The organism is Lunatibacter salilacus (genome assembly GCF_009797935.1).
Lineage (GTDB): Bacteria > Bacteroidota > Bacteroidia > Cytophagales > Cyclobacteriaceae > Lunatibacter > Lunatibacter salilacus.
This window is the reverse complement of record NZ_VOLC01000002.1, coordinates 33,133-48,887: the sequence shown is the minus strand read 5'-3', so window position 1 is coordinate 48,887 and position 15,755 is coordinate 33,133. Positions and strand designations below refer to the sequence as shown.

Annotated in this window: 14 protein-coding genes; 8 read left to right on the top strand and 6 right to left on the bottom strand. The window is 42.1% G+C overall.

Annotation, left to right across the window (positions count from 1 at the left end; translation table 11 throughout):
* Positions 1 to 3 precede the first annotated feature (3 nt).
* From FQ608_RS03300 to FQ608_RS03275, 6 genes are all read left to right on the top strand, one after another.
* The gene (locus tag FQ608_RS03300; protein ID WP_158856391.1) at positions 4 to 243 is read left to right on the top strand and encodes a hypothetical protein; all 240 of its coding nucleotides are present in this window, start codon (positions 4 to 6) and stop codon (positions 241 to 243) included.
* A gap of 652 nt (positions 244 to 895) precedes the next feature.
* Positions 896 to 1,174, top strand: a complete 279-nt coding sequence (locus tag FQ608_RS03295; protein ID WP_158856390.1) for a helix-turn-helix domain-containing protein — start codon at positions 896 to 898, stop codon at positions 1,172 to 1,174.
* A 117-nt stretch (positions 1,175 to 1,291) separates the two neighbouring features.
* The gene (locus tag FQ608_RS03290) at positions 1,292 to 2,512 is read left to right on the top strand and encodes a VapE domain-containing protein (protein WP_158856389.1); all 1,221 of its coding nucleotides are present in this window, start codon (positions 1,292 to 1,294) and stop codon (positions 2,510 to 2,512) included.
* Between the two features lie 194 nt (positions 2,513 to 2,706).
* On the top strand, positions 2,707 to 3,582 hold the full coding sequence (locus tag FQ608_RS03285) for a toprim domain-containing protein (protein WP_158856388.1): 876 nt from the start codon (positions 2,707 to 2,709) through the stop codon (positions 3,580 to 3,582).
* Between the two features lie 797 nt (positions 3,583 to 4,379).
* Positions 4,380 to 4,943, top strand: a complete 564-nt coding sequence (locus tag FQ608_RS03280; protein WP_158856387.1) for a GNAT family N-acetyltransferase — start codon at positions 4,380 to 4,382, stop codon at positions 4,941 to 4,943.
* Positions 4,944 to 4,948: 5 nt separating this feature from the next.
* Entirely contained in the window at positions 4,949 to 5,857 is a 909-nt protein-coding gene (locus FQ608_RS03275; RefSeq protein WP_158856386.1) for a response regulator transcription factor, read from the top strand.
* A 58-nt stretch (positions 5,858 to 5,915) separates the two neighbouring features.
* Here FQ608_RS03275 and FQ608_RS27965 read toward each other — a convergent pair whose 3' ends face one another.
* From FQ608_RS27965 to dinB, 6 genes are all read right to left on the bottom strand, one after another.
* Positions 5,916 to 6,590 carry a nuclease-related domain-containing protein gene (locus FQ608_RS27965; RefSeq protein WP_158856707.1) on the bottom strand — a complete coding sequence of 225 codons (675 nt, stop codon included), beginning with the start codon at positions 6,588 to 6,590 and terminating at the stop codon, positions 5,916 to 5,918.
* A gap of 117 nt (positions 6,591 to 6,707) precedes the next feature.
* Positions 6,708 to 7,184 carry a hypothetical protein gene (locus tag FQ608_RS03265; RefSeq protein ID WP_158856385.1) on the bottom strand — a complete coding sequence of 159 codons (477 nt, stop codon included), beginning with the start codon at positions 7,182 to 7,184 and terminating at the stop codon, positions 6,708 to 6,710.
* A gap of 94 nt (positions 7,185 to 7,278) precedes the next feature.
* Entirely contained in the window at positions 7,279 to 7,935 is a 657-nt protein-coding gene (locus FQ608_RS03260; protein WP_158856384.1) for a tetratricopeptide repeat protein, read from the bottom strand.
* 334 nt (positions 7,936 to 8,269) lie between these two features.
* The gene (locus FQ608_RS27375; RefSeq protein WP_234364042.1) at positions 8,270 to 9,112 is read right to left on the bottom strand and encodes a helix-hairpin-helix domain-containing protein; all 843 of its coding nucleotides are present in this window, start codon (positions 9,110 to 9,112) and stop codon (positions 8,270 to 8,272) included.
* Positions 9,060 to 11,210 carry a PHP domain-containing protein gene (locus FQ608_RS03255; RefSeq protein ID WP_234364041.1) on the bottom strand — a complete coding sequence of 717 codons (2,151 nt, stop codon included), beginning with the start codon at positions 11,208 to 11,210 and terminating at the stop codon, positions 9,060 to 9,062. The genes FQ608_RS27375 and FQ608_RS03255 overlap by 53 nt, the downstream gene beginning before the upstream one ends.
* A 1-nt stretch (position 11,211) precedes the next feature.
* Positions 11,212 to 12,360, bottom strand: coding sequence for a DNA polymerase IV (gene dinB / locus FQ608_RS03250; RefSeq protein ID WP_158856383.1), 1,149 nt, complete (start codon positions 12,358 to 12,360; stop codon positions 11,212 to 11,214).
* A gap of 1,196 nt (positions 12,361 to 13,556) precedes the next feature.
* Between dinB and FQ608_RS03245 the strand changes: the two genes are divergently transcribed.
* A complete protein-coding gene (locus FQ608_RS03245; RefSeq protein WP_158856382.1) occupies positions 13,557 to 14,300 on the top strand; it encodes a hypothetical protein in 744 nt (247 codons plus the stop codon).
* Complete coding sequence (locus tag FQ608_RS03240) at positions 14,297 to 15,595, top strand: hypothetical protein (protein ID WP_158856381.1); 1,299 nt, start codon at positions 14,297 to 14,299, stop codon at positions 15,593 to 15,595. Before FQ608_RS03245 ends, FQ608_RS03240 begins: the two co-directional genes overlap by 4 nt.
* Positions 15,596 to 15,755 lie beyond the last annotated feature (160 nt).

The window sequence follows — 15,755 nt, the reverse complement described above, 5'->3', positions numbered from 1 at the left end:
ACTATGGCTCACGCATTGATTTTAATAGAAGGAAACGAAGTTAAGATGGAAAATCTATACATATCCTTATCGAACGCTAAGCAGGTTGTAATAGATCCACCTACTGTCTTTGGCTATCTTGTCCAAATTAGAGGTAATGAAATCAAGGATGTGCACAAAGCAATTCTTGATTTCACGCTTATACCAGAAGTTACAGGGGTGATTCCGCTGATTATAAAAAGTGGGGATGTTTCGGAAGGGTAAATGAGAAAAAAAGCATGTATGGGTTATTTCTAGGAAAAAGATCATTAAAGTACCGATGCCAGCCGTGCAGTCCATCAATTAGCTGGAAAAACAGGGACTGGACCGGTGCCCTGACAGGACACGTAGGAACTTTGACGGTTACATCGGCCTGGCCGTCACTGCCGACAACCTGCATAAAATCGCAGGTAACTCCAGCCCGAAAGTGTGTATGCTTCTTAAAATCTGGTGGACAATGGTGTCAGAACTACTGGGCCAAATAAAAAATACTTCCATTGCCAAAATTTTCAATTTGTCTGATTATCAATATTTCTTTTTTATATAAATCTAGGATTGTTGTTGTAGAAATTTGTCTGGTTAGTCTATTTAAAAACATAACTATTAGATGATGTAATGCCATGACTTATATTCCCCCCAATTCTGAAAGATATAAATTCCCTTAACGACTATTCCGCAATTCAAAAATTTTATAATAGCATTCCCTCCAACCTCTCTTAATTCTTAAGCAAAAAATTTAGTTCACAAATTTTTTTCACCCCACAATCCCCCATTCCAGCCATTAATAGCGGCTTCCGAAAAGTTGGGGTACTACCCCAGCTAACTACCCCTGCTCATTTGTGCGCATATTCGGCCATCAATCAAACTAAAAACGAATATGAACGACATGATCTTTTCCCCCATCGACAAGAGGCAACTTATACTTGAGATTGCCGAAGAAGTAGCAGCCAGAATAATCCCTGAGCTGCAGCCCCCGGTTCCGGAAGACGAACTAATACAGATACCCGAAGCCATGAAACTGCTAGGGCGTTCCCGCACCACCATCAACAACTGGCGCAGGGAAGGTTTCCTGAAAGAACGGATAATCAACACCAGGGTGTATTTTAAAAAATCGGATATACTCAATGCTGGTCACCAGAAAAACTGTCGGAAATAAATAAAGGCGGATCATGCCCGATCCGCCTTCAATTGTCTTTTAGGAAATGGTATCCCTCTTTAAGTGAGACAAATATACCATTTCTGTATCTATTAATCAATCAAAACATACAGAAATATGGACGAGGAAAGCCAATTACGGAAAATCGATGAGAAGTCTTCCAGCCCCACCATACGGATGATAAAGTACCTCATGACCAAATATGACTTTAGAAACAACCTGGTACTAAATGAAGTCTTTGCGAGTGAAAAAAAAGAAAACAGATATAGTCCGGTAAATCCCAATACACTTTACATTGAATGCAGGCAGGCCGGATATCGGACATCCGTGGCGGAGATCAATACCTTTCTCTGCTCGGATTTTATTCCAAAAACAAATCCATTTCTGGATTACTTCAACTTTGTCCGGGGAAAATGGGATGAGTCTCTACATGGGGATTACATCCAAAAATTCACCGGATATATCCGGGTGCATGGTCAGGAACGTTTTGAGCTGCAGTTCAAAAAATGGCTGGTCCGCTGCGTGGCCTGCTGCCTGAGGGATGACTTCTTCAACAAGCAGGCCCTGATCTTCGTGCAGGAGCAGCAGAACAGCGGCAAGACTACACTGACCCGCTTCCTGATCCCGGAAAGGTTAAAGCCTTACCATGCCGAAAACATCTCCGTGGATAAGGACAGCCTTATCGCCCTAAGCCAGAATTTCGGGATTATCCAGGACGAACTGTCCACCCTTTCCAGAACGGAGATCAACGCCCAGAAAACCCTGATGAGCAAATCCCAGGTCAAGGTCAGGCATCCCTATGACAGAAAACCCAAGATGGAGCCCAGAAGGGCTTCTATCTGGGGGTCCACCAACAAGGCGGAGTTCCTGACCGATGTAACCGGGAGTGTGCGCTGGCTCTGCTTTACGGTACGGGAAATCAACTGGGACTACAAAAACGGCATCGATATCGACCGGATTTGGGCCCAGGCCTTTCATCTCTATAATTCAGACTTTGAATATGAGATGACGGCCGAGGAGATCGTGGAAAATGAAATTCAGAACAACGAGTACAAAACAATTTCCCCGGAAGTGGAACTGGTTCAGAAGTTCTTTTCCCCCGGTACCAAGGATGATCACGACCAGTTTATGACGGCGACGGAAATCTGCCACCACCTGGTACTCAATCTTTCCGGCAACCTTAAAATCAGCCCGGTTGAAATTGGGAAAGCCCTCAAACTGCTGGGCCATATCCAGTGCCAAAAGCGACGATCAGAGCATCAAACCTTCCCTGAAAAGGGATACTATATTAAACGAAATCAACCTACTACTTACTACAATCAGGCTTTAAATCAATGAAAATCAGCTTATTAAACTGTAGTAAGATAAAATAAAAGAAGTTACTACACCCTACTACAAAAGGAGAATTTGTAGTAAGATGTCCTTTTAAAACTAAAATACATAACTAATTGAATATTAAATAATAAAAGGCTAAATGTAGTAAGGTAGTAGGTGTAGTAGGCACTTTTTGTGAAAAATAAAAGATATAAACCATGAACGCCAAGGAAGCCAACAGAATATCCATCGTAACCTATTTGGACCGGCTGGGTATTAGACCCAGCAAAGTGAAAGCGGGTTATTGCTTTTACCTGTCCCCATATCGGGAGGAAAAAACCCCTTCCTTTAAAGTAGATCCCGTCAAAAATCTATGGGTGGATTTTGGGGACGGGAACAACGGGGGAACCCTTATTGATCTGGTGTTAAAGATGAATCCGCAATATGCAATTTCGGATGCGATCAGGGAAATATCTACCGTATGCGGATCTTCCTTTTTTCTTCACCAGCCGGATATACCCCAACCCGATTCAAACCAAAATAAATCCTCAGGAATTAAAGTTATCAAAACTAAGCCGCTGGGAAACAACCAGGCCATTACGGACTATTTAAACAGTAGATGCATTTCATTGGCGACGGCTGATCCCTATTGCAGGGAGATATATTATGCCATCGGTGAAAAGCGGTATTTCGGTTTGGGCAACCCGCATGAAAACGGATGGGCAATCCGAAACAAATATTGGAAAGGCTGCACAGCTCAGGGATTTTCTATCTACCGGGATAATGCGGCGGATCTTTGTCTTTTTGAGGGAATATTTGATTTACTGAGTTATGAAGAAATGCGGAAGGGAGACCATACCCGCAAGGATTTTATCGTACTCAACTCTCTTGCCAACCTACAGGCGGCATTACCGGAAATCAAAAAATACCGACAGGTCGACCTTTTTTTGGATCGGGATAAAGCGGGTATGGAAACTGGCCGGGAACTAAAGTCCATTCTTCCCAACTGCGTCGACAAAAGCGAAATCACAAATCCTTACAAGGATCTGAACGAAGCTTGGATGAATTCTGGCAGGATTGGCTTGAAGAGGTAAAATGGTCAAAAACGGAAGGGCTGAAATCCCAACGTGTTTACGGCCAAATACGCATAGCGGGTTTCCACCGGAGGCGGACACAGATATCCCAAAGCTGGATAAATCTATATCAGATAAACCGAAAATCCGTATATGTGGCTTAACGTGGATTTATCTAAACGAATTAACGTAATTGTCTATATTCCGATACCCACATATCCGAATAGATTTTGGACCCTATATGCGGCAAAACCTAAAACCGTATATCCCTTTAACTATATATTGACATGTCAATGTATAGGGGTAACTGTGAAACCAAATATACTTGTATCCCCACACCAGGCAAATCAGATATCCGTATATTCCGCTTAACCTGAAACCAAATATCCATTAAAAAATAGGGCTGAATATGCGGTTAAATCTTTACTAACCTATACAAATATCGGCATATAGGACTATACATATCTGAAACTATACAGATAGTTTTTTATTCAAATATGTAAATATTTTCATACATATATTTGTTTTTATTTAGATATAAACATAATTTAGTCTCGAAAATAGCATTATTTAACTAATTTACAATTCAAAAACAGTTCTATAAATTCAATAGTCAGACCGGAAAATACCGGTTTGGATAACCACAAATCCGCTGTGCGCGGTCCCTGCAAGTTGTGTGTTTGTCCGACAGAAACCTGACGGTTTTTGTCAGCCAAACACGAACTTGCCCCTCCCTTTCCCAAGCCTGAAACCCAGCTTTTGAAGGGGGAGTGGAAAGGAAAAATCCTCGCAACTCGGATTTTTTAAACCTACAATCTATGAGAAAAGCAACCCAAAAGGACAGGAGCAAGATAGTAGACATTCTGCTTAAATCATTCCGAAAAAACAAAAGTGTCAATTACATAGCGGGTGAAAAAGAGAAAAAAATCCGCTACCTGATGGAGTATTCCTTCGACAGCTGCATGGATACCGGAGAGGTTTTTATTTCCGACGATGGCTATGCCTGTGCGATGATACAGTTTCAGGACAGGAAAAAGTTCACGCTAAAAAGCACGTATCTAGATATAAAGCTAATTCTGAAAACAATAGGAATCGGAAATATCCCCAAAGCATTGGGTAGGGAATCTTTTATTAAAAAGCATTACCCAAACGAGCCGTTCACCTACTTGTGGTTTGTGGGTGTGAGTCCCGAAAGGCAAGGCAACGGGTCAGGCTCTAAGATGCTGAAGCATGTACTTGACTATTCCGAACGCCTCAACCGTCCCGTCTATCTGGAGACTTCCACCGAATCCAATCTTCCTTGGTACCAAAAACACGGCTTGGAAATTTATACCGTTTCTGACCGATTTGGGTTTCCGTTTTATTTCCTCAAAACTGCCTGACCATTATGACTGTATTTGGAACGGAGATACATATTGTAACCTTTATATTTATCGTTTTGGAAGGTCTGTTGTTTTCCCATCAGCTGGTTTTCTACCTACAGAAACCCGCGGAAAAGCAACGGAAATATTATCTGATCCTTCTCTTTCTGTTGATTATCTACAATATCGCAGGTGGTTTATTCCCGGATGACAACCTACCCATTTCTATACATCTACAATTCATTCTAGCCTATGGTACGGGATTCTGCATGGGTGCCTATTTTCCCTACTATTTCTACCAGGCTTTTGATATTACCAATATAAAGTTTCACGCTAAATATGGCGTCCTGTTATTTTTAATTCTACCGTTTGTCATTTTCTTCTGCATCCTATACCCGTTGGGAATCCCTTTAATGACGGTCATTTATGTCGGCCTGGTTATTCCTATGTTATATGCCTTTTATTTGATGTACCTCATCCTGCGCGGTATCCGAAACCGATACAAAAACGAAAAAACTTCATTGGATGCCGTCTTGTCCTATTTGGCGGTCTGCCCATGGACATTTATGCCACCCATGGCTTATTTTCAAGTAGATCAATTGACGGAGGTTTTGCTAACTAACGGTGGCTTTATCATAATAACCGTCCTGTTTATCCGAAACATGATAGGCGAAAGCAGAAAAGAATTTGAAACACTAGATTTGATACAAACCAAGACACCGGACGAAATCTTTGCTTTCCATTGCATTCAACATAACCTGACAAATAGAGAAATCGAAATATGCGAACTGGTAAGGGATGGTAAGAATAACAAGGAAATTGGTGAGAAGTTGTTTATCTCCCAACGGACAGTCAACAAACATATCCAGAACATCTTCAAAAAAACAAATAGCAAGAATAAAGTTGAATTGCTGAATACGATTTCAGGGAGGTGAGGTTGAAGCAGTTAGGGAAAGGAAGGGATAATAATTATCGAACTGTCGTCATTTACAGTTATCCATTTTTTGTAAATCGACATTTGGGAAATTTTTCACATCCTAAAAGCTTCCTTCCGGCATATGGTCCCTGTTTTGCTGTTCTTTCAAGAAGGTTAGATCCACACTTCGGACAAATGGTATTTGATGAATGTCTTTTTCTGAGAGACCTTAAATGATCTTTGCTTGAAAGAGAAGATTCTTGTAAATGCTTTCTCACCGCTGAAATAATCTGATTGACCTCATCAAGTGGGAAGATCTGATTTCGAAACCGTTTTATATACCTGCCTAAACCGGAATTCATCACGTTATCAGGCATGGGGGTTTTGAAACTGCAGTTTCCGGAAAAATTAACAACCGTGTGAATTTTGGATTCAGGCACACTAAGAAAAGCTGATAAAATCTTCTTTTGCCTGAAAGTTTGTCTAAGTGGGTTTTGAAACGAATAATTTCTGCCATAAATGGATTGTGTCCAGCTAGACTGCTCCTTGGATCCAAAAATCCAACCCCTTTTATTTTTCGTTTCAACAATGAATATTCCATAGATTGAAATAATAAGGTGGTCAATTTGGGTTGTTCCATTCTCCGACGGCAAGATGATATTATGGACTTTATAATACGATTTTTTACGTAGAAACAACCACAAATAAAAACTGGTTTTTTTCTCTCCTATCCAGCCTCGCAAAAAATTCATATACTTTTACCTAAAGTGATTATTGTATGAAGTGCAGCAAACTTAATTGATCCTAGCGAACTTTCTAAATCCAGAAATTATTCCGACCAACAATATGGGATTTGCTTATGGATTTCGCTAGTTAGAGGTTTTTTTTAATTCGGAAGTAAGTATAACCAAGATTGAAATCAGCTGCGAGGTTGGAATCGTAATAGAGTAGACCTCATTCAGTTCATGCTCCGAGTTGAATCTCTGTTCATCCCAACAATACCAGAAGATTTCTACTAACATGCTGCGCTCGAAGACATAAATCAAATATTGGTCAATGGACTCATCAAGTTTTAATAGATGTCTGAAAAATAGGGGTTCATCGGAATTTCTCTCAGCTTCTAAATTTTTTATAATTACATAAGGGGATAAACTTTTAAGGTTTTCATTCTTATAATATCCTATTTTTAAACGAGCTATAAATTGATCGACAGAAGCGATGTAAGTTGGGCAATAAATTGGTTCATCCGATATCAGCTTGTTACCAAGGTGAAAATTGAGATTTTGGAGACCTCCTTCAATACTTCGAAGTTCAAATGCTACTGTTTTTCTGGTTCCAATTATCATAAAACTTTAGAAATACATGTGACAGATAAAGTTAATAGCCTTTATCTGGCCCAAATGGGTTCAGACGGAGCTCGCAAATAGCAAATACAATTAACTATTTGCAATATCTGTCTATCAGATTTTCCGTCATATTTACTCCACCTAATTGCTTTGCCATATTTAAATCTGAACATATATTTTCATTGTCTTTTAATTCTATGCTAATCAATGCTCTATTGTAATAGGCATATGAATTGTCTGGAAATACCTCAATGGATTCGTTAATATCTTTTAAGGCCTCTTCATATTTTTTTAATGCAAAAAGGCTAAAACCTCTGTTATTCAGTAGCATGCCTTTCAATTTATCCTCTGGATTTTGAGCCAGGCCTTGTGTTGCGTAAGTTATACTTTTATCATATTTTCCTGCCTGTGAGAAATCGTACGATAAGTTACTTAATGTTAATTGGTCTTGTGGATTAATGCGATGAGCTTCCTCTAATGAAGCCAGGCCGTTGATAGTATCTCCGATCGCCCAATAGGCATATGAAATACCATTATAATATGAAACCTCATTTCCATCAATACTAATCAACTTTTTGTAATCTTCAATTGCTGATTTAAAATTTGATAAACCCATATAACTCCCAACTCTGTACTGTATTAAAGGCATAAATAATGAATCACCCGAATCAAAATTTTTTATTTGATTTGAACACATTTTTATCACTTCATCGAAGTTTCCATTTAAATATTCATTTTTTATCTGATTCATGTCAGGTTTTTGACCGAAGCAACTTGCCAAGACAAAAAAAAGCAATATGGTAACTTTGTACATCTTTGATTTTAAATATTTAATGATTTGGACGTGACGAATAAACCAATGAAATTATTGCGTTATACAACTATTCAACGAACTCAAATAATACACTTCGGCGTCTATTTAGTCCTTACCTATAGGTTTTTCAGGCAAATTAAGGATTTCATCAATCCTTACAAGTGGTTGGGTGATATTTATGTTGGTAGTTGGTGCGTACCAACAAAAATTAATATTCCAAAAGGCCCATAAACCATTTTCCCGCACGACCTATCAAACCTATTTCACCCACCTACAACCCCGCCTTCTTATCCTTAAACCCAACTTTTTTCATAGAGGCAACTTCCAAAGCAAAAACCCCAAATTCCTGTACCACCCTTCCTTTCAACCTGTAAAACCCTTTGCCCTGAAAGGGAAACCGCCTAAGCGTATTTGGAAAATGCACGGTATCCAGCCAGTCTCCCCGGGAATCCAGAAATGTACCAAACGCCATATATTCCCTGTTTACCGTCCGGACATCCTTGGTGGTCACCAACCTGCCCAGGATTTCCACGGTCTTGCCAAGTAAACCGCCAATCTCGCTTGCGTTTACCGTATTCCTTCCGTCATCGGCGCAGAGACGAAACATATCCGTAAGGGCAAATCCCAGCAGGTTGATCTCGTCGATGGCATCTTCCAGGGGATAATCCGGAAAGTCAGGAAGGGTAAATTCAATGGTAGGTTCCTTAAACAGGGCGGGTGATTCCGGAGTTATCCCCGTCTGTCTTTTTTGCAGGAAGTTAGCCTGCCAAAGCAGTTTCTTTTTGCCCAATCCCGTAAACCCAAAGGCTCCGACACTTATCAGGATATTCAGCATTTCGGGACCCGCATAGGTTCGCTCTATAAAATCGTGAAGCCCCAGAAACGGACCGGACCTTTCCCGCTCCGTCAGGATCCGCTCACAGAGCGCTTTCTCCAACTGCTCAATGTGGATCAGTCCCACAAATACCACATCCCCGGAAATATTCGTCAGGTAATCACTGCGGTTCACGCAGGGCGGATATACGGTTGCACCGGCACGTTTAAGCTCATGGAAGTAAAACTCAGTACCGTAAAAGCCCCCGAAATTGTTGATGACCGCCACCATAAACTCCATGGGAAAATAGGTCTTTAGGTACAGACTCTGGTAGCTTTCCACCGCAAAGGAAGCGGAATGGGCTTTGGAGAAGGAATACCCCCCAAAAGGATTCAATCTGTCTCCAGACTTCCGCCGAAACTGTGTCCTCATGCCCAAGTTCTTTGCAGTTTGCGAAGAACTTTTCCTTTATCTCGTTGAACTTGTCATGCCCCCGGTATTTTCCGGACATGGCTCGCCGGAGTATGTCGGCCTCCCCCATATCCATCCCCGCAAAATGGTGGGCGACCTTGATCACATCTTCCTGATACACCATCACGCCGTAGGTTTCCTCCAGGAGTTCCTTCATCTTAGGGTGCAGGTAGACTATTTTTTCGGGATCATGAAAGCGTTCGATATACTGTTTCATCATCCCCGATTGGGAGACGCCGGGACGGATGATGGAACTAGCTGCTACCAGCGTTAGGTAATCGTCACACTTCAGCTTGGACAGGAGCTGCCTCATGGCGGGGCTTTCAATGTAAAAGCAACCGATAGTGTCCGCTCTTCTGATCTGGGCGGCCACCTTGGGGTCGGCCATAAATTCATCCACCCGGTGAATATCGACATCAATACCCCTGTTCCGTTTTACCAGCCGAACCGCTTCCTTGATATGTCCCAACCCACGTTGGCTTAAAATATCCAGCTTGAACAGACCGATCTTTTCCGCAAGGAACATATCGATCTGGGCGGTACAAAATCCCTTGGGCGGCATTTCATTGACGGTGTACTGGTAGATCGGCTTTTCGGAAATCAGCATCCCACCCGGATGGATGTTGTGGTGGTTGGGAAAGTTTTCCAAGAGCTGGCCATATTTGAGGATGGTCCGCTGGATTTTATCCTCATTCATCGTCTGGTCTTTGCCCCGTACCAGCTTGTCGATCTCCTCTTTGGGCAAGCCAAATACCTTTCCAAGTTCCCTGATAACCGCCCTTCGCTGGAAGGTGCTGTACATGCCCAAAAGGGACACATGGTCCCTGCCATAGCGTTTGAAGATATAGTCAATAACCTCATCCCGGTCCTTCCACGAAAAGTCTATGTCAAAGTCGGGCGGGGATGTCCGGTGGGGATTCAAAAACCGCTCGAAATACAAGTCCAGTTTGATGGGGTCCACATCCGTGATCTTCAGGCAATAGGCTACGATCGAATTGGCGCCGCTTCCCCGCCCCACATAGTAAAAACCCCGGTTCTGTGCATACCGGATCACATCCCATACAATAAGAAAGTAGGCGTTGAAATTGAGTTCATTGATGATTTTCAGTTCCCGGACTACACGCTGCCTGGCGGTTGCGTTGCTGCCGTACCGGTATTCCAATCCGTCAAAAGCCAGCTTTTCCAGCAGTATCCGGTCATCCTCCTTGGAGGCTGAAAAATGTTTTTTGTTTTTGTCGGAATACAGCTCCATCTGTATGCCGCATTGATCTATTAGTCGGAGTGTGTTGGTGATGATTCCCGGGAAATGGCGGAAAGCGGCCATCAATTCCGCTTCCGGCAAAAACATCTCCCCGGGCGAGGCAAAATCATTTTCGCCCAACTTGCTGATCAGCGTGTTCTTCCCGATTGCCCGCAGCAGCCGGTGCACGTTGAAATAGGTGGTGTTCTGGAAGGTCACCGGGTGACGGATGAGCCATTTTGTGGAAAAATCTTTCACTTCCTGCTCCTTAAGACGCTTCAAATCACCCACCGTCAACCCGATGAATTCATTTTCGGCCAGTGCTTCCGGAGCAACTTTCCCAACTGGATACACTATAAAAACATCCGGAAGGCAATCTGGCCGTTCGGGAAAGGCCAGATCTTCCCGCAGGTGATTGGAAAGGAACCGGTTGATTTCAAGCAGTCCCCTGTCGTTCTTTGCCAGCAGCAGGTAAAAGAATTCGTCTCCGTTTCTAATCTCCGCCCCGGCGATCGGTTTGATCCCTTTCTCCCGGCAGAAATCCACAAAATCCCATAAATCCGCCGTGCTGTTGATATTGGTAAGCGCAAGGGATGACAAGCCCATTTCCGCAGCGGTGTCCACAAGTTCACGGATAGAGAAGGTTCCGTACCTGTAGCTAAACCAGGTTTTGCAGTTCAGAAACATGTCAAACGTTTTTTAAGGTGATTGCCCTGGCGATGCCGTCCGAACCATAGCGGTTCTTGATCCAGTCTATAGCCTGGTACAGCTTTACTTCTTCCTCCGTATTGTCAAACAGGTCAATCTGCTGGTTGCCGTGAACCAGGTGGCTTAGCTTCACGCCTAGGAGCCGCACCAACATCCGCCTGTCGTATAGCTTGGCAAAGAGCTCCTTGGCCCGTTGCAGCAACAGCTCATCCGAACTGGTGTAGGAGACTATACTCTGACGGCTAACCGTATCGAAATTCGAGTAGCGCAGCTTCACGGTGATGCATCCGCAGAGTTTCTGCTTCTGCCGCATTTCAAAAGCTACCTTCTCCGTCATGCGTACCAGCTGGGCATGCAGGAAACGCATATCGATGGTGTCGGATTCGAAGGTGGTCTCAGTTCCTATACTCTTTTGTTCGGAGTAGGGAATCACCGGGGACTCATCGATTCCGTTGGCCTTTCTGGACAGGTCAATACCTGATTTGCCCAGCAGATTCTGCATCATGCGGACGGGTATCTCCGAAAGCAGCCTGATATTCTCCACCCCCATGCGTTCCAGCAGTACCGAGACTTTCTCTCCCACCCCCGGCATCCTGCGTATCGGCAAGGGTGCTAGGTAAGGTTTTTCCGTTCCGAAGGGGACAGTCATCCTGCCGTTGGGCTTGGCATCATGGGTGGCTACTTTGGATACCAGCTTGTTTACCGCAAGGGCATAAGAGATGGGCAGCCCCGACTCTTTGTAGATGGCCGTTTTTAGCTCAGCCGTAAACCTGTCACATCCAAAAAAACGGTCCATGCCCGTGAGGTCGAGATAAAACTCATCAATCGACGCCTTCTCCACCAGTGGCACCTGCTCCTGGATTACGGAAGTTACCAAACGCGAATAGTAGGTGTATCCGTCATAATCCCCCTTTATAAAATGGGCATTCGGACAAAGCCTTCTGGCCAGGCGTATCGGCATGGCCGAGTGCACCCCAAATGTGCGGGCTTCATAGCTGCACGATGACACAACTCCCCTGTCGGAGCTGCCTCCGATGATGACAGGTTTGCCTTTCAGGGCATCGTTTTTCAGCCGCTCCACGGATACAAAGAAGGTATCCAAATCCATATGCACGATATGCCTTTCCATTTTCAAGAATTAGAAGTATGTTTGATACAATTAGTGTCAAAATTATGACTCTAATTGTATCAAATAAAAATGGGAAGTCAAAGGATTTTTTGGCTGGCCGATCTAAATTGCTAAGGAATAAGGAGAAAATTAGGGGTGAGAAAATTGTCGGGAAATTAAACGTGATGCGGGGGAATTCGATCGAAGAGTAACCAGGCGAATTTTCCCCTCCATAGACGGTTTGCTAGTAATTACGGATTCTCTAAAATGGTTGTGGGCGAAATGTTAAGCAGAGTTCACTCTATGCTTAATGGGTTAGGTTCCGCAATTAGGAGGAAGGATATTACATTTTTACTGAGGTGTAAATTTGGAAGATATACCCAACAAAACAACAAAGGATGACTGGCGTTAGCCAGTACATAGCACGATAAATTGAGCTCAGCGGCCGCCGTCTACCTATAAATACAATATAATTAACCACCAATCAGTAGTTTAGTGTATGTACTTACTTTTAGGACATTCTCAATCAATTTATGAACTTTTAAACCACACTTTACAATTTTGAAAAAATAAAAATAAAAATTTATTTATCTATTTGTAATTCAAAAACTAATTACTATTTTTCTGAAAATTTAGTCAAAGCCACTTCTTTGTTTTTAGTAACCTAATATAATGGAATATTACGCTAGTTTGGTCTAGTTTTAAAAATTAAGATTTTAATTTTTAATTTTGGTAAGAGTTCTTTGTGAAAAACAAGAATATTAAACGCATTATTCAAACGGAAAAATAATTTTGTAAATAGGGCTTTGATAATTAAGTAAAGAAACCTTTTAAAATTACGCAAATCTCTGCTGCTATGTACTACTCATGCAGCTTGATTAATTCACAATCTTTTGATTCTGTGACTTCTGTAGTACTTACCGTTTATTTCGGCCTCCTCTGACTTTTATCAACAATCATTATTTCAATTAGTTAATTTTTTTTAACATTGAAGTAAGTGTGTATCTGATGTGTTTGTTGGGAGTAAATGTGTAATAAAAATGTGTTACTAAAAGTATTTAACATGTCATTTCAGGCATGAATGAAAATACTTTGCCCAGCTCTTAATATATACGAATAATTTTAAAAAAAAAATTGATTTTGATTAAAATACACTAGGCAGCTTGTGTATTGAATGATATTTATTGTATAACGGTAAAATTATAGCAAAAAGATATATGAAATGGTTTACAATTAAAAGTGCAATCCGTCTTTGTTTGGTTTTGTTTTTCACTTCTGAAATAGGTTGGGCACAGACAAACCTAATTCAATCCACAGGAAATATTGGAATAGGGACAGTTTCCCCATCGTATCGACTACATGTGTCCGGAAGTATAGGTGAAAGGAGTAGGTTCCAATTTGGAACGAAAACAATTGATTTAGTTGATTATGGTACAGGTAGTTTAGCCTATTCAAATTCCTCAGGGATATTTGTAAGCAATACCGATGGATTGATAATGACAGGAGCGAACCTTGCAATTCGATTTGTTACAAATGACGGTTCTTACAAGGAACGAATGCGAATTACTGCAACTGGCAACATAGGCATAGGTTCATTATCTCCCACTCACAAACTCGAAGTAAACGGTACAATTAAAACAAAAGAAGTCAACATCACTGCCACAGGATGGTCGGACTACGTTTTTCTTCCGGAATACAAGCTGATGCCGCTCGGCGAAGTGGAAAATTTCATCCAAGCAAACGGCCACCTCCCAAATATACCCAGCGAGCCAGAGGTACTGAAAAATGGGATTAATCTAGGTGAGATAAATGCCAAACTTCTAGAAAAGGTGGAGGAGCTGACACTGTATCTAATTGAACAAAAAAGTGAACTCGAATCGCAGAGGCTGTTAATCACGGAACAGTCCAAAAAAATCGGCCTTCTTTTGAAGCAAATGGAACATTATTCTATAAGAGAATGATCATAAAGTCCCACATATGGCTGTTCTTTTTCTTCCTCGGATGCAATGTGGCATTTGCCCAGGTGGAGGTACCCTCACCGGACTCAATCTCGGTCTTTGGCCCTACGCTGGACTCATTACGGATTAACAGGATTAAAAAATACTCCTTGGACTCGCTACGGACTAATATGCTTAAAAATAACCCGTTGGACTCGGTTCGGATTAACCTTCCTGATTCTTTGGCTTCGAAAGTAATTGATAAGTCACGAAAGGTTATTGATCCCATTTTGACTTCCGGCCAGAGGTACAAACAGGCACCGCCTGAAAATAATATTTTCCGCATTCCAACTCTGGAAACGGAAATGGGAAAAGATAAGATTAGTGGAATCCAAAAAGGAATTTATCCACAAATCCAGCCTGAACTACCGGACCTGAAAGCGTCCGCAGTGAAATTGAAGGAGAAAAGCTCGGAACTGGAAAAATTTTCAGATACGGAAAAATATGCGGCGGAATTGAAGAAAATTCAGATCATAAGGGACAGTCTTTCTACGGTGGATAGGGATTCAGTTATAAGCTCCTTAACGCAAGAAGTGGAGGAAAAAGCAACAGGTTTACTTGCTTCCGAATTTGGAGCACTTCTCATGGAAGATGCCGGAGTGCCGGACATGGCTAGTCTTATTGAATCCCAAACTTCCACCGAGGACTATAATGCCAAGCGAATGCTGGAAAAATTCAAACAGGCCAACCATTTTGAAGACAGAGAACTTGTCGATAAGCAGCGGGAAAAATTGGATGTGTTAAAGAAAAAATACAAGCAGGTTCCGGATTCGAGAGAACTGGATGCGTTTGCCAAAAGAAGCAGTCTTGCAGACCATTCACTTTTCGAAAGGTTGGAGTATGGACTGATGCTTCGGAATCCTACCGCCAAACCTTTCCGTTTTGACCTGAATACATTTGTGGGATATAGGATAAACAAGCTTTTTGCGTTGGGCGGCGGTGCTTGGCTGGGGATGATTCCTGAAAGGGACATTAAGCTGAAATATGCCGGAATTTCGCTATATGCCATGCATAAGGTTCATAAAAGCCTGTTTGCCGTGGGCGGTTATGATATTGCGGGAAGGGGAAGAAAACTTACTAACGAAAATAGTGCAAAGAGCGCCCAAATTTGGGCAGGAATTGGAACCGAAACGGAACTGTTTCGGAAGATAAAAATGAGGTCCCAGGTTTCCTACGGTTTCACGCAGTTGATCAGAGCTTATAAAGACGAATTTCGGTCCCCTTGGGCCGTTTCTTTGGGAATTGTACATTTCAAATAAAACTTTCAAATGAAATCGAGCTTGACGAAAAGGTTACACAGTGGGATGATTATCGTTGCGAGATTCCATCCCGACCTACGGTACGGGACAAGTTATGACCGTTAAAAATTAAATTATAAACAGATGAAATCGAGCATGACGTACCCGTCACACACCGGGA